This window comes from Pseudomonas kielensis (genome assembly GCF_014236655.1).
In the GTDB taxonomy this organism is placed as follows: Bacteria; Pseudomonadota; Gammaproteobacteria; order Pseudomonadales; family Pseudomonadaceae; genus Aquipseudomonas; species Aquipseudomonas kielensis.
In genome coordinates, this window is the sequence record NZ_JACMYG010000015.1 from 86,139 (window position 1) to 107,020 (window position 20,882).

17 protein-coding genes are annotated in these 20,882 nt (G+C 62.3%); 6 read left to right on the top strand and 11 right to left on the bottom strand.

All coding sequences use genetic code 11. From position 1 onward, the window contains the following. Window positions 1-57: 57 nt before the first annotated feature. The 6 genes from H7995_RS15920 to mreB form a co-directional block, all read right to left on the bottom strand. Window positions 58-3,861, bottom strand: a complete 3,804-nt coding sequence (locus H7995_RS15920) for a YhdP family protein (RefSeq protein ID WP_185818589.1) — start codon at window positions 3,859-3,861, stop codon at window positions 58-60. A 69-nt stretch (window positions 3,862-3,930) separates the two neighbouring features. Next, entirely contained in the window at window positions 3,931-5,388 is a 1,458-nt protein-coding gene (gene rng / locus H7995_RS15925; RefSeq protein WP_095169337.1) for a ribonuclease G, read from the bottom strand. 45 nt (window positions 5,389-5,433) lie between these two features. After that, the gene (locus H7995_RS15930) at window positions 5,434-6,051 is read right to left on the bottom strand and encodes a Maf family protein (protein WP_185818590.1); all 618 of its coding nucleotides are present in this window, start codon (window positions 6,049-6,051) and stop codon (window positions 5,434-5,436) included. Window positions 6,052-6,094: 43 nt separating this feature from the next. Next, window positions 6,095-6,577, bottom strand: coding sequence for a rod shape-determining protein MreD (gene mreD / locus H7995_RS15935; protein ID WP_095169335.1), 483 nt, complete (start codon window positions 6,575-6,577; stop codon window positions 6,095-6,097). Beyond that, a complete protein-coding gene (gene mreC / locus H7995_RS15940) occupies window positions 6,577-7,653 on the bottom strand; it encodes a rod shape-determining protein MreC (RefSeq protein ID WP_166588800.1) in 1,077 nt (358 codons plus the stop codon). The genes mreD and mreC overlap by 1 nt, the downstream gene beginning before the upstream one ends. A 142-nt stretch (window positions 7,654-7,795) precedes the next feature. Next, window positions 7,796-8,833 carry a rod shape-determining protein MreB gene (gene mreB, locus H7995_RS15945; protein WP_002555108.1) on the bottom strand — a complete coding sequence of 346 codons (1,038 nt, stop codon included), beginning with the start codon at window positions 8,831-8,833 and terminating at the stop codon, window positions 7,796-7,798. Window positions 8,834-9,043: 210 nt separating this feature from the next. Between mreB and gatC the strand changes: the two genes are divergently transcribed. From gatC to H7995_RS15975, 6 genes are all read left to right on the top strand, one after another. After that, window positions 9,044-9,331: an Asp-tRNA(Asn)/Glu-tRNA(Gln) amidotransferase subunit GatC gene (gatC, locus tag H7995_RS15950; protein WP_020297123.1), complete on the top strand. Its 288-nt coding sequence runs from the start codon at window positions 9,044-9,046 to the stop codon at window positions 9,329-9,331. Between the two features lie 16 nt (window positions 9,332-9,347). Beyond that, a complete protein-coding gene (gene gatA, locus H7995_RS15955; RefSeq protein ID WP_185818591.1) occupies window positions 9,348-10,799 on the top strand; it encodes an Asp-tRNA(Asn)/Glu-tRNA(Gln) amidotransferase subunit GatA in 1,452 nt (483 codons plus the stop codon). Between the two features lie 10 nt (window positions 10,800-10,809). Beyond that, the gene (gene gatB / locus H7995_RS15960; RefSeq protein ID WP_166588777.1) at window positions 10,810-12,255 is read left to right on the top strand and encodes an Asp-tRNA(Asn)/Glu-tRNA(Gln) amidotransferase subunit GatB; all 1,446 of its coding nucleotides are present in this window, start codon (window positions 10,810-10,812) and stop codon (window positions 12,253-12,255) included. Window positions 12,256-12,342: 87 nt separating this feature from the next. Beyond that, window positions 12,343-12,714, top strand: a complete 372-nt coding sequence (locus tag H7995_RS15965) for a septal ring lytic transglycosylase RlpA family protein (RefSeq protein WP_095169330.1) — start codon at window positions 12,343-12,345, stop codon at window positions 12,712-12,714. Window positions 12,715-12,771: 57 nt separating this feature from the next. Next, the gene (locus tag H7995_RS15970) at window positions 12,772-13,824 is read left to right on the top strand and encodes a calcium/sodium antiporter (protein ID WP_371927744.1); all 1,053 of its coding nucleotides are present in this window, start codon (window positions 12,772-12,774) and stop codon (window positions 13,822-13,824) included. After that, window positions 13,821-14,213: a carboxymuconolactone decarboxylase family protein gene (locus tag H7995_RS15975; protein ID WP_166588779.1), complete on the top strand. Its 393-nt coding sequence runs from the start codon at window positions 13,821-13,823 to the stop codon at window positions 14,211-14,213. Before H7995_RS15970 ends, H7995_RS15975 begins: the two co-directional genes overlap by 4 nt. A gap of 28 nt (window positions 14,214-14,241) precedes the next feature. Here the strand turns inward: H7995_RS15975 and H7995_RS15980 are convergent, their stop codons facing one another. The 5 genes from H7995_RS15980 to kdgD form a co-directional block, all read right to left on the bottom strand. Next, window positions 14,242-15,183, bottom strand: coding sequence for an AEC family transporter (locus tag H7995_RS15980; RefSeq protein WP_182343515.1), 942 nt, complete (start codon window positions 15,181-15,183; stop codon window positions 14,242-14,244). Window positions 15,184-15,367: 184 nt separating this feature from the next. Beyond that, window positions 15,368-16,921 carry a galactarate dehydratase gene (gene garD, locus H7995_RS15985; protein WP_166588781.1) on the bottom strand — a complete coding sequence of 518 codons (1,554 nt, stop codon included), beginning with the start codon at window positions 16,919-16,921 and terminating at the stop codon, window positions 15,368-15,370. An 11-nt stretch (window positions 16,922-16,932) separates the two neighbouring features. Beyond that, on the bottom strand, window positions 16,933-18,300 hold the full coding sequence (locus tag H7995_RS15990) for an MFS transporter (RefSeq protein WP_166588782.1): 1,368 nt from the start codon (window positions 18,298-18,300) through the stop codon (window positions 16,933-16,935). An 87-nt stretch (window positions 18,301-18,387) separates the two neighbouring features. Beyond that, entirely contained in the window at window positions 18,388-19,833 is a 1,446-nt protein-coding gene (locus tag H7995_RS15995; protein ID WP_185818592.1) for an aldehyde dehydrogenase family protein, read from the bottom strand. Between the two features lie 58 nt (window positions 19,834-19,891). Then, the gene (gene kdgD / locus H7995_RS16000) at window positions 19,892-20,803 is read right to left on the bottom strand and encodes a 5-dehydro-4-deoxyglucarate dehydratase (RefSeq protein WP_095169323.1); all 912 of its coding nucleotides are present in this window, start codon (window positions 20,801-20,803) and stop codon (window positions 19,892-19,894) included. Window positions 20,804-20,882: the final 79 nt, after the last annotated feature.

Here is a 20,882-nt window from a genome sequence, read left to right on the forward strand (position 1 = left end):
TCAGGTAAGCGGCCATGCTACTCCATAGGCCCTTGGCGTGCGTTCGGAAAAAGCGCCTCAAAAAGGTTTTTCAAAGGTGATCTTCGGCTCTTTTACCGGGCCCTTGACGGTGTACTTGACGCTGGCAAATCGCGCCACCCGATCACCGATCAGTTTGTCGATCAGGAACAACGCACCACCCACCGCCGGCGCGCCGACGATCAGCGCGGCAATCGGCAGGTTATTGGTCAACGGCAGGGTGACCAGCACCTTGGCATCGATCCGGTCAGCGACCATGTCCAGGGTGCCGTTGAGCTCCAGGTTACTCGAGGGGCCGGTCAAGGTAATCGGCTCGCGGGTGACATACACCCCGCTGCTGGCGACCAGCAAGCCCTTGACCCGGTCGTAGCTCAAGCCCTTGTCGAACAGGTCGGAGAAGTCCAGGCGCAGGCGTCGGCCAATCGAGTTGAAGTTGAGCAGGCCGAATACCCGCAGCGCCTGCGCGCCCCCTTCGACTTCAACCATCTGCCCCTTGTTCAGCGTGGCATCCAGGCTGCCGGAGTAGCGTTTCAGGCCGACCCAGGCCGGTGAACCGGGCCACCGCCCGTCGATATCCAGGTGAAAGTTCTCACTGGTTACCGTCGGTGCGAACCCCCAGCCCTTGAGCACATCCGCGAGGTTCTTGCCCTCGAGTCGGCCCTTGTACCAACTGCTGGTGGCGCCCGGCACACCTTCCCAGCCGCCCGCCCCCTGCAGCTGCATACCCTTGAGCCCCAGGTTCATGCTGTTGAACGCCAGCCCCTTGGCAATGGGCCGCACTTTCAGGGACCAGGCACCTACCAGGTCCTTGCCCTGAAACAGCTGAGCAATATTGATATCCAGGGCCGGCACTTTGGTCGGGTCGACCGAGGCCAGTGGATCCGGGGCATTTTCGTCGGCCTGCACCGCTGGGTCCGGCGCCGGCAGGCGCACATACTGCAGGTTCACAGTAATCGGAGCGCCCTTGGCATCAGGCAGCCCGACCGCGCCCTTGACCTGCTGGCTATCGAGTTGCAGCGCCCAGGCGGTCGGCTTGCGATCCAGTTGCAGCCGCGCCTGATCCAAGGTGGTGCCGAACCCCGTGAGCTTGCCGACCCGGAAGTCGGCACCGCTGAGCAGCTGTTTGGCACTGCCCCCCGGATCCTGTCCGGAATAACGATCGACCAGGGCATTCCAGGGCTCCACATCCAGCTCCGAAAGCACACCACGGATGCGCAGGCCCTTGGCGCCCGGCAATACCGCGTTGCCGCTGCCAAGGAACAACTCACCACGACCGTCGGCGAAATTGCTCGCTGGCGCGGCGAAAGTGAAGTCTGCCAGGTCGCCGTAGTCGAGCCAGTAGCGCCGCTCGGCGCCCTGCAGGGTCATGCGAAACACCGTGTCGCGGCCCTGTGCCGCCGACATGCCAAAGGGTGCCGGCAAATCAACGGCGACGCCCTTGAGGCTGGAGCTGACCATCAACTGGCTGTCGGCGCCATCAAGATTGAGCTGCAACTGATAGGGGATGTCGCCGGAAACCGGCAGCGGCTGGGTGACCTTCAGCCACTCGGTGAGTTTCTTCACCGTGACCTGGCCGGACGCGGTGACCCGGGTATTGATCTTGCCACCCTTGCCATCGGCGAAGATCCGCGCGCTCACCGGCCGGTCGAAGGCCCGCGCGGTAATGCCCTGGCCACTGAGGCCCTTGGTGCTGTCAAAGCGGAAGTCGCCCTTGAGCTGGGTCAGTTCCAGCTCCGGCTCGCTGAGTTTGAGGCGCGCCTTGGCAGTCTTGAAATCCACCAGGATCTTCGGCTCCTCACCCTGCTCCAGCGGGATGTCGAGCTTCAGCGTGCCTTGCAGGTCACCCTCGCCCTGCCAACCGGCAAAGGTCGGACCGGTGCCGATCGGCGCATCCTGCAGAATCTTCACGCCATCGCCCAGGCCACCGGCAAAGGCGCCATCGATGTACATGTGACTGTTCTTGCCCGCAGGTACGTGGGGAATGTTGACGAAGACATCGCGCACCTGGGTGTCGAGCAATTGCCCTTTGCTGGCCAGGATGCGCACGCCACTGTCCTCGACGAACACATCGCCGCTGATCTTGCTCAGGTGCGGCCAGCCGGGCTGGAATGCCAACTCCGCGTCATGCACCTTGAAGAACAGGCTGATGCTGCGTGCCGCCTCGACCGCATCGTGATTCAGCGAGCCCTGGTACTGGAAGAAACCCTCATCGACCGCCCCCTTGAGAATGGCGGTACGCAACCATTCGTCCAGCGCGGGACTGAGGACCGTGGGCAGGTACTTGGCGGTGTAGCGCCCGTCCCCCTCCAGCAGGCCGACCCGCAGGTCCATGTAGTCTTCCTGGGTCGGGTCGAAGTGCAAGCGAATCAGGAAGTCACCGGCAATCTTGCCTTCTTCTCCCAGCACTTTCAGGTACGGCGCAATCAGGGTGAAGCCTTGCTTGTCGAGCTTCCAGGTCAGCCGTGCGTTGGCCTGGATGTACTGCCATGGCTTGGCGAAGATCGGGTCCAGGTGCAGGGAGAAGTCCTTGCTGTCCATGCGCAGTTCGCCCTGTCCGAGATCACCGCTGATGCTCCCGGACACGTTACGGGCCGCGGGCGCGCCGTGATAGGCATCAAAGCCGACCTGCTGCAGATTGGCGGCGAAGCTGAATTTGCTGTCGTCGGTGGCTTCAGGGCGGATGTCGAGCAGTACATTGCGCAAGGTACCGGTGACCTTGAGTCGCTCCACTGTCGTGGCCACCCCTTCAGGCAGTGGCCCCAGGGCATTGAGGATCGGGGTGATGGGGGTCAGGTCGAGGCGGTCGGCCTGCAGGTGCCAGAGCTCCTGGGTTTTTTCCGTGCTGGAGGTCTGCTGCAATTGCAGGCGGGTTTCCCAGCGAGTCTCACCCAGGTTCAAGGCCAGCGAATCCAGGCTCAGCTTGAAGCCTTCGGCGCTGCGCTGGAAAAAACCGTTGAGCGCCAGATTGTTGATTTGCACCGGCTTGCGCTCGCCGTAGGCGCCCTTGAATTGCGGGGCATTGAGGCGGATCGCGGCGCTTTGCAAGGTGCCCTTGCCCCAGGTTGCCCACAACTCCCCTCCGGCCTTGATCTGGGAAAACTGCCATTGCTGGGTGATTCTTGCCGGGAGCCAGCGTGCCCAGTCACTTTGCGGCAGGCTCAGGTAGGCGTCGGCCTCGGCGTCTCTCCATTGGCTGGCGCGAATCCGGCTACGCAGGTTCATGGCCAGCGGTTGCCCGTCGGGCAGGGTCAACCGCACGTCGAGGCGTTGCTGGCTGCTGCCAGTCTTGAGACTCAGGCCCACGTAAGTCAGGGTCAGCGGCGGCTGGTCCAGCGGTTGCAGGGTGATCTGGCTGTCGAGCACCGACAACTGGGCGAGCATCTGCATCTGGTTCAGCAGTTGCTCGGGGTCGAGGGGTTTGTCCTGCTGCACCGGCAGGCCTTCGAGCGACCATTGACCGTCGACCCCCTCCTTGAGGCTGATCTTCAGGCCATCGAGCTCCAGGTGCTGGACGCGCACCGCGCGTGACAACAGACTGCCCCAGACGTCGGGCACCACCCGCACCTTATCCAGGTGCAAGGCGTTGGCGCCCTCCCCGACCGTGACGTCGTGCGCCAACAGGACCGGCGACATGCCGCTCCAGCGTCCCTCCAGGGTGCCGATCTGCAGGGGCATGCCAAGCGCTTCACGGGCCTTGGTCTGGACCTCGGCCCGATACTCGGCCACCAGCGGAAACAACTCCCGCCCCAGGTTGACGTAAAGCGCGACCAGCACCAGCAACAACGCGCAAAGCCCCAGCCCCCAGCGGGTCAGCGCGCCCAGAATGCGGATCAGACGTTCCATGTCAGTGGGTCCCCATGGAAAACAGGTTTCGCGAGTGCTGACCTGTCATCAGTCGCACAACGCAGCGATTCAGAGCAACACCACGTCGTATTGTTCCTGGGAGTACATGGTCTCCACCTGGAACCGGATGGTGCGGCCGATAAAACCTTCCAGCTCGGCGACGTTGCCCGACTCTTCGTCGAGCAGCCGGTCGACCACTTTCTGGTTGGCCAGCACCCGATAACCTTCGGCCTGATAGGCCCGAGCTTCGCGCAGGATCTCGCGGAAGATCTCATAGCACACGGTTTCCGGCGTCTTGAGCTTGCCCCGGCCCTGGCAACTGCTGCAGGGCTCGCACAGGACCTGCTCGAGGCTTTCACGGGTGCGCTTGCGCGTCATCTGCACCAGGCCCAACTCGGTGATCCCGATGATGTTGGTCTTGGCGTGATCACGCTCCAGTTGTTTCTCCAGCGTGCGCAGCACCTGGCGCTGGTGCTCCTCATCTTCCATGTCGATGAAATCGATGATGATGATCCCGCCCAGGTTGCGCAGGCGCAGTTGCCGGGCAATCGCGGTCGCCGCTTCCAGGTTAGTCTTGAAGATAGTCTCTTCGAGGTTGCGGTGCCCGACGAATGCACCGGTGTTGACGTCGATGGTGCTCATCGCCTCAGCCGGGTCGACCACCAGGTAGCCGCCGGACTTGAGCGGCACCTTGCGCTCCAGGGCTTTCTGGATTTCGTCCTCGACGCCATACAGGTCGAAGATCGGCCGCTCGCCGGGGTAGTGCTCCAGGCGATCGGCAATTTCCGGCATCAATTCGGCGACGAACTGCGTGGTTTTCTGGAAGGTTTCCCGCGAGTCGATGCGGATCTTCTCGATCTTCGGGCTGACCAGGTCGCGCAGTGTCCGCAGGGCCAGGCCGAGGTCTTCGTAGATCACGTTGGGCGCACCAACGGTCTTGATCTGCGCGCCGATCTGGTCCCACAGGCGCCGCAGGTAGCGGATATCCATCAGGATCTCATCGCCCCCCGCGCCTTCGGCGGCGGTGCGCAGGATGAAGCCGCCCGCTTCCTTGATACCTTCCTTGGCCACACAATCGGTGACCACCTGCTTGAGGCGCTCGCGCTCGGCTTCGTCCTCGATCTTCAGCGAAATTCCGACATGGGCGGTGCGCGGCATGTACACCAGGTAGCGCGAAGGAATCGACAGCTGGGTGGTCAGGCGTGCGCCTTTGGAGCCGATCGGGTCCTTGGTGACCTGCACCACCAGGCTCTGGCCTTCGTGCACCAGGGCGCTGATGCTCTCGACCGCCGGCCCCTCGCGCAGGGAAATTTCCGAGGCGTGGATGAACGCCGCACGATCCAGGCCGATGTCGACGAACGCTGCCTGCATGCCCGGCAACACTCTGACTACCTTGCCTTTATAGATGTTGCCGACGATGCCGCGCTTCTGGGTACGCTCGACATGCACCTCTTGCAGGACACCGTTTTCAACCACCGCCACGCGTGATTCCATTGGCGTGATGTTGATCAGAATCTCTTCACTCATGGCAGGATCTCGTTCAGGCATGTTCACGATTATGGCCGCATCAAGTCAGTACGGCGCAGAGCGCGCGATAAGGGTTTGCCAACAGGGTATGCCGAAATGGCCGAGCAGCTCGCAGGTTTCGCACAGGGGCAGGCCCACCACGGCCGAGTAGCTGCCATTGAGCCCGCTGACGAACACCGCACCGAGCCCTTGAATACCGTAACCGCCAGCCTTGTCATTGGGCTCGCCGCTGGCCCAGTAGGCGCTGGCCTCGGCCTGGTCGATGGGGCGAAAACGCACCAGGCTGCGCACCACGCGCGACTCGCAACGCTGGCCATCAAGCAGGGCAATGGCGGTCAACACTTCATGTTCGCGCCCGGCCAGGCCCAGCAACATCGCCTGCGCCTCGGCTTGATCCTGCGGTTTACCGAGAATCCGTCCGTCGAGCACCACGGCCGTGTCGGCGCCCAGCACACAAGCCGGGCCGGCGGATTGTTCGGCGCTCAGCGCGGCGTAACCCGCCTGGGCTTTGCCGCGCGCCAGGCGCTCGACATAGGCCGCAGGGGATTCGTCTGTCAGAGGGGTTTCATCGATGTCCGCGCCGAGGGCGGTGAACGGCACGCCGATCTGCGTCAGCAGCTCACGCCGGCGTGGCGAACCTGAGGCGAGGTAGAGCGCAATCATCAAGACATCTCCCTGTCGAGGTGCGGGCAAATGCCTGACCGAATTAATTGATTTTGTAGCGGCGGCTCAACCCACGCAATCCGAAGCTGACCCAGGGCCAGAGCAACGCGCTGATCAGCGCAGGCAAAAGCACAGCCAGCGTCTGCCGGTTGCCGGTCAGGGCGCTGAGCCACAACTGCAGCAACTGCGCGAGCCCCAGGATCACCATGATCACCAGGCTTTGCTGCCACATCGGGAACATCCGCACCCGCTGTTGCAGGGTCAGGATCAGAAAGGTGATCAGGGTCAGGATCAGTGCGTTGTGTCCCAGCAACGTGCCAAACAGCACGTCCTGGGCAATACCCAGGCAGAAGGCCGTGAGCATCCCGACTTTCTGCGGCATTTCCAGTGCCCAGTAGGCCAGTGGCAAGGCGAGGAACATCGGACGCAAGATCTCGACATGGGGAAAAGGCACAACGCTGAGCAGCAAGCCGATGGCGAATGTCAGCCAGATCATCCAGCCATTACGGGAACGGGTACTGGCCATTATTCTCTACCCCGGGTCGTGGCTGCGGGTGTCGTCGCGGACGGCTTGACCGGCGCTGCCTGGGCCGGCGGTGTTGCGGGCTTGGCCGGCGTCACTGGCTTGGGAGCCGTTGCGGGCGCTGCGACCGGCGCTGCGGGGGCCGCCGCCGATGGAGCAGCGCCAGGTGCTGGCGCCGGCACGACGACGGCGTTGCCGACATGCTGATCCTGCACATCCTGCGCTTGTGCGGCTTCGTTGGCGCGTTCTTCCGGGGTGCGGCTGTCGCTGAACACCAACAACATGTAGCGGCTGCGATTGAGCGCCGCCGTCGGCACCGCCCGCACAATAGCGAACGGCTGGCCCGAGTCGTGAATCACTTCCTTGACCGTGGCCACCGGATACCCTGCCGGGAATCGCTGGCCCAGGCCGGAGCTGACCAACAGGTCGCCTTCCTTGATGTCGGCCGTGTCCGCCACGTGGCGCAACTCCAGGCGCTCCGGGTTGCCGGTGCCGCTGGCGATGGCGCGCAAGCCGTTACGGTTGACCTGCACCGGAATGCTGTGGGTGGTGTCGGTCAGCAGCAGCACCCGCGAGGTGTAGGGCATCAGCTCGACCACCTGGCCCATCAGGCCCCGGGCATCGAGCACCGGCTGCCCCAGCACCACGCCGTCTCGCTCACCCTTGTTGATGATGATGCGATGGGTGAACGGGTTGGGATCGACGCCGATCAACTCGGCCACTTCGACCTTTTCATTGACCAGTGCGGAGGAGTTGAGCAACTCGCGCAGCCGAACGTTCTGCTCGGTCAGGGCCGCCAGCTTCTGCATGCGCCCCTGCAACAGCAGGTTTTCGGTCTTGAGTTTCTCGTTTTCGGCGACCAGCTCGGTGCGGCTGCCAAACTGGCTGCTCACGCCTTGCCACAAACGCTCAGGCAGGTCGGTGACCCAATAGGCATCCATCAAGACCAGCGACATCTGACTGCGCGCAGGCTTGAGAACGTCAAAACGGGCATCCACCACCATCAAGGCGACCGATAGCACGGCCAGCACCAGAAAGCGCACGCCCAATGAGGGGCCTTTGGCGAAAAGCGGTTTAATAAGCCGCTCCTCCCAGGCAAATGTTCTGTTTATTCATACGGCATCAAACCGGCCTGGATGCAGACTGACAGAAGATAAACGCCAACAGGCAGCACTGCAAAGTGCTGCCTGTGCGTGAACAGCATAGAGGCGTCCGGCGAACTTACTCGCTGGAGAGCAGATCCATGGTGTGCTTATCCATCATTTCCAATGCACGGCCACCGCCGCGAGCAACGCAGGTCAGCGGATCTTCGGCAACGATCACCGGCAGCCCGGTTTCCTGGGCCAGCAGCTTGTCGAGGTCACGCAGCAAGGCACCACCACCGGTCAGCACCAGGCCACGCTCGGCGATATCGGACGCCAGCTCTGGCGGCGATTGCTCCAGCGCGCTCTTGACCGCCTGCACGATAGTCGCCAGCGACTCTTGCAGGGCTTCGAGCACTTCATTGGAGTTCAGGGTAAAGGCACGTGGAACGCCTTCAGCCAGGTTACGGCCACGAACATCGACTTCGCGTACTTCACCGCCCGGGTAGGCAGTACCGATTTCCTGCTTGATGCGCTCGGCGGTGGATTCACCGATCAGGCTGCCGTAGTTGCGGCGCACGTAGGTGATGATCGCTTCGTCGAAGCGGTCGCCGCCAACCCGTACGGATTCGGCGTAGACCACACCATTGAGGGAGATCAGCGCGATTTCAGTGGTACCGCCACCGATATCGACCACCATCGAACCGCGTGCTTCTTCAACCGGCAGGCCGGCACCGATGGCCGCGGCCATTGGCTCTTCGATCAGGAATACTTCACGGGCACCAGCCCCCAGGGCCGACTCACGGATAGCGCGACGCTCAACCTGGGTGGACTTGCAAGGAACGCAGATCAACACACGAGGACTTGGCTGCAAAAAGCTGTTTTCGTGAACCTTGTTGATAAAGTACTGCAGCATCTTTTCGCAGACGCTGAAGTCGGCGATCACGCCGTCTTTCATCGGACGAATGGCAGCAATGTTGCCCGGCGTACGACCGAGCATGCGCTTGGCCTCGGTGCCGACAGCAACAACACTTTTCTGGTTACCGTGCGTCCGAATGGCCACAACCGATGGCTCATTCAGGACGATACCGCGCTCGCGCACGTAAATAAGGGTGTTGGCAGTGCCCAGGTCAATGGAAAGATCGCTGGAAAACATGCCACGCAGTTTCTTGAACATGGGAAAGGGACCCTAGGCAACGCGTGGGTAAAAAAGTGCGGCAAACTCTAACAACGACAGGGATTTTGGGCAAGGCGCCAATATGTTAAATTGGCAGCTTTTCCGTGCACCAACCCCCACAATCGCGGCCTTATGACCGTAGAAATGCGGTAGTGTTCCGACAATCTAACACACGGACGACCTCCGTTTTGTTTTCCACTGGAGAATCCCATGGCGCTTGAACGCTCCGACGTGGAAAAAATCGCTCATTTGGCCTGTCTTGGCCTCAATGAAGCCGATCTTCCACATATCACTTCGGCCCTGAACAGCATTCTCGGGCTGGTCGACGAAATGCAGGCGGTCGATACCGACGGTATCGAACCGCTGGCCCACCCCCTGGAAGCCAGCCAGCGCCTGCGTGCAGACGTTGTGACCGAGTCCAATCACCGCGAGGCCTATCAGTCCATCGCACCAGCGGTCGAAAACGGCCTGTACCTGGTTCCGAAAGTCATCGACTAAAGGGAAAGAGCCTGCAATGCATCAATTGACTCTGGCCGAGATCGCCCGCGGACTCGCCGACAAGAAGTTTTCCTCCGAAGAGCTGACCCGTGTCCTGCTGGCGCGTATCACCCAGCTCGACCCGCAGCTCAACAGCTTCATCAGCCTCACCGAAGAGCTGGCGCTGCAGCAGGCGCAAGCCGCCGACGCACGCCGCGCCAAGGGTGAGACCGGGGCCTTGCTGGGCGCGCCGATCGCCCACAAGGACCTGTTCTGCACCCAGGGTATCCGCACCAGCTGCGGCTCGAAGATGCTCGACAACTTCAAGGCCCCGTACGACGCCACGGTGGTCGCCAAGCTGGCCGCCGCCGGCGCCGTGACCCTGGGCAAGACCAACATGGACGAATTCGCCATGGGCTCGGCCAACGAGTCGAGCTACTACGGCGCCGTGAAGAACCCGTGGAACCTGGAGCACGTGCCAGGTGGCTCGTCCGGTGGTTCGGCCGCCGCGGTTGCCGCGCGCCTGCTGCCAGCGGCGACTGCCACCGACACCGGTGGATCTATCCGACAGCCGGCAGCCTTCACCAACCTCACCGGGCTGAAACCGACGTACGGTCGTGTTTCGCGCTGGGGCATGATCGCCTACGCCTCCAGCCTCGATCAGGGTGGCCCGTTGGCCCGCACCGCTGAAGACTGCGCAATTTTGTTGCAAGGCATGGCCGGCTTCGATGCGAACGACTCCACCAGCATCGACGAACCCGTGCCGGACTACAGCGCCAGCCTCAACGGCTCGCTGCAGGGCCTGCGCATCGGCGTGCCGAAAGAGTACTTCAGCGAAGGTCTCGACCCGCGCATCGCCGAACTGATCCACAACAGCGTCAAGGAGCTGCAGAAGCTCGGCGCGGTGGTCAAGGAAATCAGCCTGCCGAACATGCAGCACGCCATTCCAGCGTACTACGTGATCGCCCCGGCCGAAGCCTCGTCCAACCTGTCGCGTTTCGACGGCGTGCGGTTCGGCTACCGCTGCGAAGACCCCAAGGACCTGACCGACCTGTACAAGCGCTCGCGCGGCGAAGGTTTTGGTGCCGAAGTCCAGCGCCGGATCATGGTCGGTGCCTACGCCCTGTCCGCCGGTTACTACGACGCCTACTACCTGAAGGCGCAAAAGATCCGTCGCCTGGTCAAGAACGACTTCATGGCCGCCTTCAATGAGGTCGACATCATCCTCGGCCCAACCACGCCCAACCCGGCCTGGAAGCTCGGCGCCAAGAACAGCGACCCGGTCGCTGCGTACCTGGAAGACGTCTACACCATCACCGCCAACCTCGCGGGCCTGCCTGGCCTGTCGATGCCAGCCGGTTTTGTCGATGGCTTGCCGGTCGGCGTGCAACTGCTCGCCCCGTATTTCCAGGAAGGCCGCTTGCTCAACGTTGCGCACCAGTATCAGTTGAACACTGACTGGCACACCCGCACCCCGACAGGCTTCTGAGGAGAAACACATGCAATGGGAAGTTGTGATCGGGCTGGAGATTCATACCCAGCTCGCCACCCAATCGAAGATTTTCTCCGGCAGCGCCACCACCTTCGGTTCCGAACCGAACACCCAGGCCAGCCTGGTAGACCTGGGCATGCCCGGCGTACTGCCGGTGCTGAACCAGGAAGCGGTGCGCATGGCGGTAATGTTCGGCCTGGCGATTGACGCCGAAATCGGCCAGCACAGCGTGTTCGCCCGCAAAAACTACTTCTACCCGGACCTGCCCAAGGGCTACCAGATCAGCCAGATGGAATTACCGATCGTCGGTAAGGGCTACCTGGATATCCCCCTGGAAGACGGCACCATCAAACGTGTCGGCGTGACCCGCGCGCACCTTGAAGAAGATGCTGGCAAGAGCCTGCACGAAGAATTCAACGGTGCCACCGGCATCGACCTGAACCGTGCCGGCACCCCACTGCTGGAGATCGTTTCCGAGCCGGACATGCGCAGCGCCAAGGAAGCCGTGGCCTACGTCAAGACGATCCATGCGCTGGTACGTTACCTGGGCATCTGCGACGGCAACATGGCCGAAGGCTCGCTGCGTTGCGACTGCAACGTGTCGGTGCGGCCCAAAGGCCAGGTCGAGTACGGCACCCGCTGCGAGATCAAGAACGTCAACTCGTTCCGTTTCATCGAGAAGGCGATCAACACCGAAGTGCGTCGCCAGATCGAACTGATCGAAGACGGCGGCAAGGTGATCCAGCAGACGCGCCTGTACGACCCGAACAAAGACGAAACCCGCGCCATGCGCAGCAAAGAGGAAGCCAACGACTACCGTTACTTCCCCGATCCGGACCTGTTGCCGGTGGTGCTTGAGGACTCGTTCCTCAACGATATCCGCGCCACCCTGCCGGAACTGCCGCCGCAAAAACGCGAGCGCTTCCAGGAGCAGTTCGGCCTGTCGGTCTACGATGCCAGCGTCCTGGCTTCGAGCCGCGAACAAGCCGACTACTTCGAAAAAGTGGTGAGCATTGCCGGCGACGCCAAACTGGCGGCCAACTGGGTCATGGTTGAACTGGGCAGCCTGCTGAACAAGCAAGGCCTGGAAATCGACGCAGCGCCGGTGTCGGCCGAGCAACTGGGCGGCATGCTGTTGCGGATCAAGGACAACACCATCTCCGGCAAGATCGCCAAGACCGTGTTCGAAGCCATGGCCAACGGCGAAGGCAGCAGCGACGAGATCATCGACAAGCGTGGTCTCAAGCAAGTCACCGACAGCGGCGCGATCTCGGCCGTGCTCGATGAAATGCTCGCGGCCAATGCCGAGCAGGTTGAACAGTACCGCGCGGCAGACGAAGCCAAACGCGGCAAAATGTTCGGCTTCTTCGTCGGCCAGGCCATGAAAGCCTCCAAAGGCAAGGCCAACCCGCAACAGGTCAACGAACTGCTGAAAAGCAAGCTCGAAGGCTGATGACCATGGAGCCAGCCGTCAACACTGGCTCCACTCCCTGTGGGGGCGAGCGTGCTCGCTCCCACACTTGTTGCAGGGTTCCTTTTGATGAAACGTCTGCTTAGCGCCTGCGCCCTGCTCTCCCTGCTGGCCGGCTGTGCCAGCCACGACGTCGATCCCCGGGGCTACGACGAAACCGGAACCGCCTCCTATTACGGCGCCAAACACCATGGCAAACGCACCGCCAGCGGCGAACCGTTTGACCAGTACGCCATGACCGCCGCCCACCGCCAGTTGCCCTTCGGCACACGGGTGAAGGTCACCAACCTGAAAAACGACAAGAGTGTGGTGGTCCGCATCAACGACCGCGGCCCCCATACCCGTGGCCGCCTGATCGACTTGTCACGCGGTGCCGCCGACAAGCTGGGCATGCTGCGCAGCGGCACCGCACGGGTTCGCGTGCAAGCCTTGAACAACTGACCGGGAGCCGCGACCATTTCCGGACTAGCCCAATTATCCCTGCCCAACGTGCTGCTACTGCTCTGCGCCCTGCTCCTGCTGGTGGCCGGTGCCGAACTGCTGGTGCGAGCGGCCGTGCGCCTGGCCGCTCACCTCAGGGTTCGACCGCTGATCATCGGCCTGAGCATGGTTGCCTTCGGCAGCAGCGCGCCGCAGATGGCCGTGAGCCTGCAAGCCGCCCTCGGGCAAAGCACCGACATCGCCGTCGGCAGCGTGATCGGCAGCAACATCTTCAACCTCCTGGTGACCCTCGGCCTGTCGGCGCTGATCATCCCCTTGCGGGTTGCCCGGCAACTGGTACGCCTCGATATCCCGTTGCTGATCGGCGCCAGCCTTCTGGTGCTCGTCCTGGCCTGGAATGAACAACTGACCGCCCTCGACGGTTGTGTACTACTGGCGGCACTGGCGCTGTACCTGGGCCTGCTGTGGCGCCAGTCACGACCCACGGCGCGCCCCTCTCGGCCGACCTCCGACGCGGCGCGCACGCCTTGGTTGAGCAGTGTCCTGCTGATGATCGCCGGGCTGGGCCTGCTGGTGTTCGCCGGCCACTTGCTGCTTGGCGCGACGGTGGCACTGGCCAGCGAGCTGGGCCTGTCCGAGCGCATCATCGGCCTGACGGTCGTCGCCGTCAGCACGTCCCTGCCGCAGCTCGCCACCTCGCTGATTGCCGCCCTGCGCGGCCAGCGTGACATCGCCGTGGGCAACGTGATCGGTGGCAACCTGTTCAACCTGCTGGGGGTCCTGGGAATCACCGCCCTGCTGGCGCCGGTGCCACTGTCGGTCTCCCCCAATGCCCTGGACTTCGATCTGCCGGTGATGCTCGGTGTCACCCTGCTGTGCTTGCCCGTGTTCTATTCCGGCTACCGCATCACCCGCGCCGAAGGCGTGCTGCTCCTCGCCCTCTACCTGGCATACGGGCTGCATGTGGTGTCGTTCACCACCGGCATGCCCCTGGCCGGCAAGCTGGAACAGCTGATGCTGCTTTGTGTCCTGCCGGCCCTGCTGGCATTTTTACTGTTCACATCAGTGCGCGCCTGGCGCCGCCAACACAACAAAAGAGAATCGCCATGACCGACTCCGCAAGCTCCAGCAAACCCACCGGTATCGAAGTCCGCCGCCAGGTCATGGGCGATGCGTTCGTCGACCGCTCCATGGGCAATGCCACCGACCTGACCCGACCGTTCCAGGAGTTCGTCAATGAACACGCCTGGGGCGCGGTGTGGAACCGTGGCGGCCTGGAACTGAAGACTCGCAGCCTGATCACCCTCGCCGCCCTGACCTCGCTCAAGTGCCCCCAGGAACTCAAGGGACACGTGCGCGGGGCACTGAACAACGGCTGCACGGTGGACGAGATTCGCGAAACCCTGATGCATTGCGCGGTCTACGCCGGCGTGCCAGCGGCGATGGAAGCCTTTCGCGCCGCGCAGGAAGTGATCGATAGCTACCAGAAGCCCGAGTGACCCAGTTGCATTGAAATGAACCGGCCCTTCAGATCCAGCCGCCCCACTGCAGCAGGAAGATCCCCACGTTAGTCGTCACCGCCGCCATCAAGGTGGTGATGACAATGATCGCCGCCGCCAGTTCATGATTGCCATTGGCCGCCCGGGCCATGACAAAGCTGGCGGCGGCGGTCGGGCTGCCGAAATACAGGAACAGAATCCCCAGCTCCGCGCCGCGAAAGCCCCACAGCCAGGCACCCAGCGTGGCCAGGAGCGGCAGGCCGATCATCTTCACCAGGCTTGAGCTCAAGGCCATGTTGCCGCTTTTGCGCAGCGCTGCCATCGAGAGCGTGCCGCCAATGCAGATCAAGGCCAGCGGTAGGGTCATCTGCGCCAGGTAACTGCCGGACGTCTCCAGCCAACCGGGCAAGCCAATCTGAAAATAAGCAAACGGGGCCGCGCTGATCACGCTGAGGATCAGCGGGTTGCTGAACACGCTTTTGCAGATGCTCCACGGATCGGACTTGATCACCGGGCTGTACACCGCCAGCACGATGGTCGACAGGGTGTTGTAGAGCAGAATCACCAACGCCGCGAGGATCGCTCCCAGGGAGATGCCGTAGTCGCCATACATACTGGCCGCCAACGCCAGGCCGATGACCCCGTTGTTGCCGCGAAACGCCCCCTGGGTGTAGATCCCCCGGTCTTCACGCGGGCACTTGAAAATCGCCCAGCCCCAGGCAAGGGCAAAGCTGGCCAGCGTGGCGAGGGAGAAGTAAATCAGCAGCGCCGGCTTTAATGCCGCGTGCAGGTCGGCATGCAGAATCCCGAGGAACAACAGCGCCGGCATGGTGACGTTGAACACCAGCGACGAGGCGACGTGGATAAAGTTGTCGTCGATCCAGCGGATACGCTTGAGCAGCACCCCCAGAAACAGCATGGCAAACACCGGCGCAGTGATGTTCAGGGTTTCGAGGAAAATTGCCAGCATGCCGGGAAGACCTTGGGGTGGGCGTCGTTAGGGGGCTAATGATAAGCCACAGAAGACTTCGCCGTCTGGTCGGCCGCCTTCACGAGCAGGCTCGCTCCCACATGGATCCGCGCGAACAGAAAACTTGTGTAGGGCGCAGATCCACGTGGGAGCCAGCCTGCTGGCGATGAACGATAACGCGATATCAGGTAATCGGCGCCGGGTTGAACAAGGTGATGTCGTTATGCAGCTTGTGCTTTTCAGCCCACGTCTGCTGTTTGCCGCTGGCCACGTCCAGGTAGAAGTGGAACAGCTCCCAGCCCAGCTCCTCGATGGACGCCCGTCCGGTGGCGATGCGCCCGGCATCGATGTCGATCAGGTCCGGCCAGCGTTGTGCCAGCTCGGTGCGGGTCGAGACCTTGACCACCGGCGCCATGGCCAGGCCGTAGGGGGTGCCGCGCCCGGTGGTGAACACGTGCAGGTTCATCCCGGCCGCCAACTGCAAGGTGCCGCAGACAAAATCGCTGGCCGGCGTGGCGCAGAAAATCAGCCCTTTGCGCTTGAACCGCTCGCCCGGGCCCAGCACGCCGTTGATTGCGCTGTTGCCGGACTTGACGATCGAGCCCAGGGATTTCTCGACAATATTCGACAGACCGCCCTTCTTGTTGCCCGGTGTGGTGTTGGCACTGCGATCGGCCTCGCCCTTGGCCAGGTACCGGTCGTACCAGTCCATCTCGCGCACCAATTCCTGTGCCACCGCTTCGGTTTCCGCCCGCGAGGTCAGCAGGTAGATGGCATCGCGCACCTCCGTCACTTCGGAAAACATCACCGTGGCCCCGGCCCGCAACAACAAGTCCGAGGCGAAACCCAGGGCCGGGTTGGCGGTGATCCCGGAAAACGCATCGCTGCCGCCACACTGCATGCCGAGGATCAACTCCGACGCCGGCACGGTTTCCCGACGCCGTTGATCGAGCTTCTTCAGGCGGGTTTCGGCCAGCGCCATGATCTGTTCGATCATCTCGGTGAAGCCGTGACTGGAGTCCTGCAGGCGGTAGAGCCATGGCTCGCTCAAGTCCACCGAACTGTCGTTCTCGTGCATCACCTGGCCGGCCTGCAGCTTCTCGCAGCCCAGGCTGATCACCAGTGCTTCGCCGCCCAGGTTGGGATTGCGCGCCAGGTTGCGCACGGTACGAATCGGGATGTAGGCGTCAGTGGCCGTGATCGCCACGCCGCAGCCGTAGCTGTGGGTCAACGCCACCACGTCATCGACATGTGGGTACTTGGGCAGCAACTCGTCCTTGATCCGCTTGACCGCGTGATCGAGCACCCCGGTGACGCACTGCACCGTGGTGGTGATCCCGAGAATGTTGCGGGTGCCGACGGTACCGTCGGCGTTGCGAAACCCCTCGAAGGTGTAGCCTTCCAACGGTGCCTGGGCTGCCGGCACCTCGGTGGACAGCGGCAGGCTGTCCAGCGGCGGCGCGGTCGGCATGCGCAGTTGATCTTCCTTGACCCAACTGCCACGGGGGATCGGCTGCAACGCATAGCCAATGGTCTGGCCGTAACGAATCACCTGGCCGCCTTCGGGAATGTCCTGCAGGGTCACCTTGTGGCTTTGCGGCACGAAATCCAGGGTCAGCAACCCATCGGGGAATTCGGTGCCCGCCGGTACGCCCTGGTCATTGACCACGACTACCACGTTGTCGCGCTCGTGCAAGCGGATGTAGCGCGGCGAGTCGGAATGTTCAATCAACTGCATGACGCCGCTCCTCAGGAATGCGCTTGGGATAATTTGCTGGAGGCTTGAGGCCCGTTGACCGGCGGCTCCTTGAGCACCACTCGCTTGATCGGACCTACGATCACCAGGTAGCTGAATACGGCGACCAACGCGTTGCAGCCGACAAAGACCAGGGCCCACTTGAACGAACCCGTGGAACTGATGATGTAGCCGATGACAATCGGCGTGGTGATCGAGGCAATGTTGCCGAAGGTGTTGAACAGACCGCCACTGAGACCGGCAATCTGTTTCGGCGACGTGTCGGATACCACCGCCCAACCGAGGGCGCCCACGCCTTTGCCGAAGAAGGCCAGGGCCATGAAGCCCACCACCATCCATTCAACGTCCACGTAGTTGCACGCCACGATACTGCTGGAGACCAGCAGGCCGGCAATGATCGGGGCCTTGCGGGCGAAGGTCAGGGAATGGCCCTTGCGCAGCAGGTAGTCGGAAATCACCCCGCCAAGCACGCCACCGATGAAGCCGCAAATCGCCGGCAACGAGGCAATGAAACCGGCCTTGAGGATGGTCATGCCACGCTCCTGCACCAGGTACACCGGGAACCAGGTCAGGAAGAAGTAAGTGATACCGTTGATGCAGTACTGGCCCAGGTACACGCCAAGCATCATGCGGTTGGTCAGCAACTGGCGAATGTAGTCCCACTTCGGTCCGTCGGCTTTCTTGCCCTGGCCCTTGTCGTGGTCCATGTCGACCATGCCGCCGTTGTCGGCGATGTGCTTGAACTCGGCCTCATTGATCATCGGATGCTGGCGCGGGCTGTAGATCACCTTCAGCCAGATACCGGAGAAGATGATGCCGATGACGCCCATGACGATGAACACGTGCTGCCAGCCGAAGCTGTAGACGATCCAGCCCATCAGCGGTGCAAACAGCACCGTGGCGAAATATTGCGCGGAGTTGAAGATCGCCGAGGCCGTGCCACGTTCCGCCGTCGGGAACCAGGCGGCGACGATGCGGGCGTTACCCGGGAAGGAGGGCGCTTCGGCCAGGCCCACCAGAAAACGCAGCATGAACAGCGCGACAACCGCGGTCGACATGCCAAATTCACCGACATAGCCTTGCAGCACGGTGAACAGCGACCAGGTGAAGATGCTCAGGGCGTAGATTTTTTTCGAACCGAATCGGTCCAGCAGCCAGCCACCGGGAATTTGCCCGGCCACGTAGGCCCAACCGAATGCGGAAAAGATGTAACCGAGGGTGACCGCGTCGATACCGAGGTCTTTCTGCAGGCTGGAGCCTGCGATGGCGATAGTGGCACGGTCGGCGTAGTTGATCGTGGTCACCAGAAACAGCATGAGCAGGATCAAATAGCGGACGTGAGTCGGCTTGGTCGCTTGCATGTACGTGTACTCCCACTGATTATTTTTATGCGCGGGTGAATCTGTCAGTGCGGTATCCGGTGGACCCGGATACCGCGGTGCAGCGGGTTACGATCCGATGTAGGAAGTTTTTACGACCGTGTAAAACTCTTGTGCATAGCGACCTTGCTCACGAGATCCATAGGATGAACCTTTTCGCCCACCAAACGGAACGTGGTAATCCACGCCAGCGGTCGGCAGGTTGACCATCACCATTCCCGCCTGGGAGTGGCGCTTGAAGTGGTTGGCGTATTTCAGCGAGGTGGTGCAGATACCCGCCGACAAGCCGAACTCGGTGTCATTGGCCATGGCCAGCGCCGCCTCGTAGTCGGCGACCCGGACGATATTGGCCACCGGGCCGAAGATTTCTTCACGGCTGATGCGCATGCCCGCTTCGCTGTCGGCAAACAACGTCGGGGCAAGGAAGTAGCCTTCGGTGTCGCAGGTCACCAGCGATCCTCCGCTGACCAGGCGCGCACCTTCGGACTGGCCGATGTCGATGTACTTGAGGTCCTGTTCAAGCTGGGCCTGGGACACCACCGGGCCAATGTCGGTCCCGGCCTGCAACGCATGGCCAACCTTGATCGACTTCATCCGTTGGGCCATGGCCGCGACGAACCGGTCGTGAATCCCGGCGGTGACAATCAATCGGCTCGAGGCCGTGCAACGCTGGCCGGTGGAGTAGAACGCACTCTGCACCGACACCTCGACCGCCTGCTCCAGGTCGGCGTCGTCGAGAATGATCTGCGGGTTCTTGCCGCCCATTTCCAACTGCACCTTGGCCTGGCGCGAAACACAGTTGACCGCGATCTGCCGGCCTACACCCACCGAGCCGGTAAAGCTGATGCCGTCGACTTTCGGGCTGTTGACCAGCGCCTCGCCCACCACACGACCGCTGCCCATCACCAGGTTGAATACGCCGGCCGGGAAACCGGCACGGGAGATGATTTCCGCCAGCGCCCAGGCACACCCCGGCACCAGGTCGGCCGGCTTGAGCACCACACAGTTGCCATACGCCAGGGCCGGGGCGATTTTCCACGCGGGAATGGCAATCGGGAAGTTCCATGGGGTGATCAGGCCGACCACGCCGAGGGCTTCGCGGGTGACTTCAACGTTGACTCCCGGGCGTACGGACGGCAGATAGTCGCCGGACAGGCGCAGGCATTCACCGGCGAAAAACTTGAAGATGTTACCTGCGCGGGACACTTCGCCAATGGCCTCGGGCAGGGTCTTGCCCTCCTCACGCGCCAGCAAGGTGCCCAGTTCTTCGCGACGCGCGAGGATTTCGCTACCGACTTTGTCCAGCGCATCGCTGCGCGCCTGGATACCGGAGGTCGACCAGGCCGGGAATGCAGCGCGTGCAGCATCGATGGCGGCGTTTACCTGGGCCAGGTCGGCCTTGGCGTACTCGCCCACCACATCGGACAGGTCCGAGGGGTTGATGTTGGCCGAATACTCAGCACCGGCAACCCATTGGCCAGCGATGTAGTTGTCGAATCGTTTTACGTCTGCCACGGCAATCTCCTTACGCAAAAGGCCGCTGATTACTCAGCGGCCTTGTTTAATCGGGTTGTTACTGCGCACCTTGCTTGTCGATCAAGGCGGCCAGTGCTTCGTATTCTTCAGGCAGCAGATCGGTCAGCGGGGCACGTACCGGGCCTGCGTCGTAACCGGAGATCTTCGCGCCGGCCTTGACGATGCTCACGGCGTAACCGGCCTTGCGGTTGCGGATATCCAGGTACGGCAGGAAGAAGTCATCGATGATCTTGCCGACGGTGGCGTGATCTTCACGGGCAATGGCGCGGTAGAAATCCATCGCGGTTTTCGGGATGAAGTTGAACACCGCCGACGAGTAAACCGGAACACCCAGGGCCTTGTAGGCGGCGGCGTAGACTTCTGCGGTCGGCAGGCCGCCGAGGTAGCTGAAACGATCACCGAGGCGGCGACGGATCGACACCATCAACTCGATATCGCCCAGACCGTCCTTGTAGCCGATCAGGTTCGGGCAACGTTCGGCCAGGCGCTCGAGCAGCGGCGCGGTCAGGCGGCAAACGTTACGGTTGTAGACCACCACACCGATCTTCACCGATTTGCACACGGCTTCAACGTGGGCGGCAACGCCGTCCTGGCTGGCTTCCGTCAGGTAGTGCGGCAGCAGCAACAGGCCCTTGGCGCCCAGGCGCTCGGCTTCTTGTGCATATTCGATGGCCTGGCGGGTGGAACCACCAACACCCGCCAGGATCGGCACGCTGGTTTCACAGGTGTCGACGGCGGTCTTGATGATTTCCGAGTATTCACTGGCGGCCAGGGAGAAAAACTCGCCGGTGCCACCGGCGGCGAACAGGGCCGAGGCGCCATACGGGGCCAGCCATTCCAGGCGCTTGATGTAGCCAGCGCGGTTGAAGTCGCCCTGGGCATTAAAGTCAGTCACCGGGAAAGACAGCAGGCCGGAAGAGAGGATGGACTTCAGTTCTTGTGGATTCATTATTCGAACACCCTAAGTAGCACGTTGTGATGAAAGCCGCTCAGCGTCATGCTGATGTTGTATGTCATCGTACAACTTA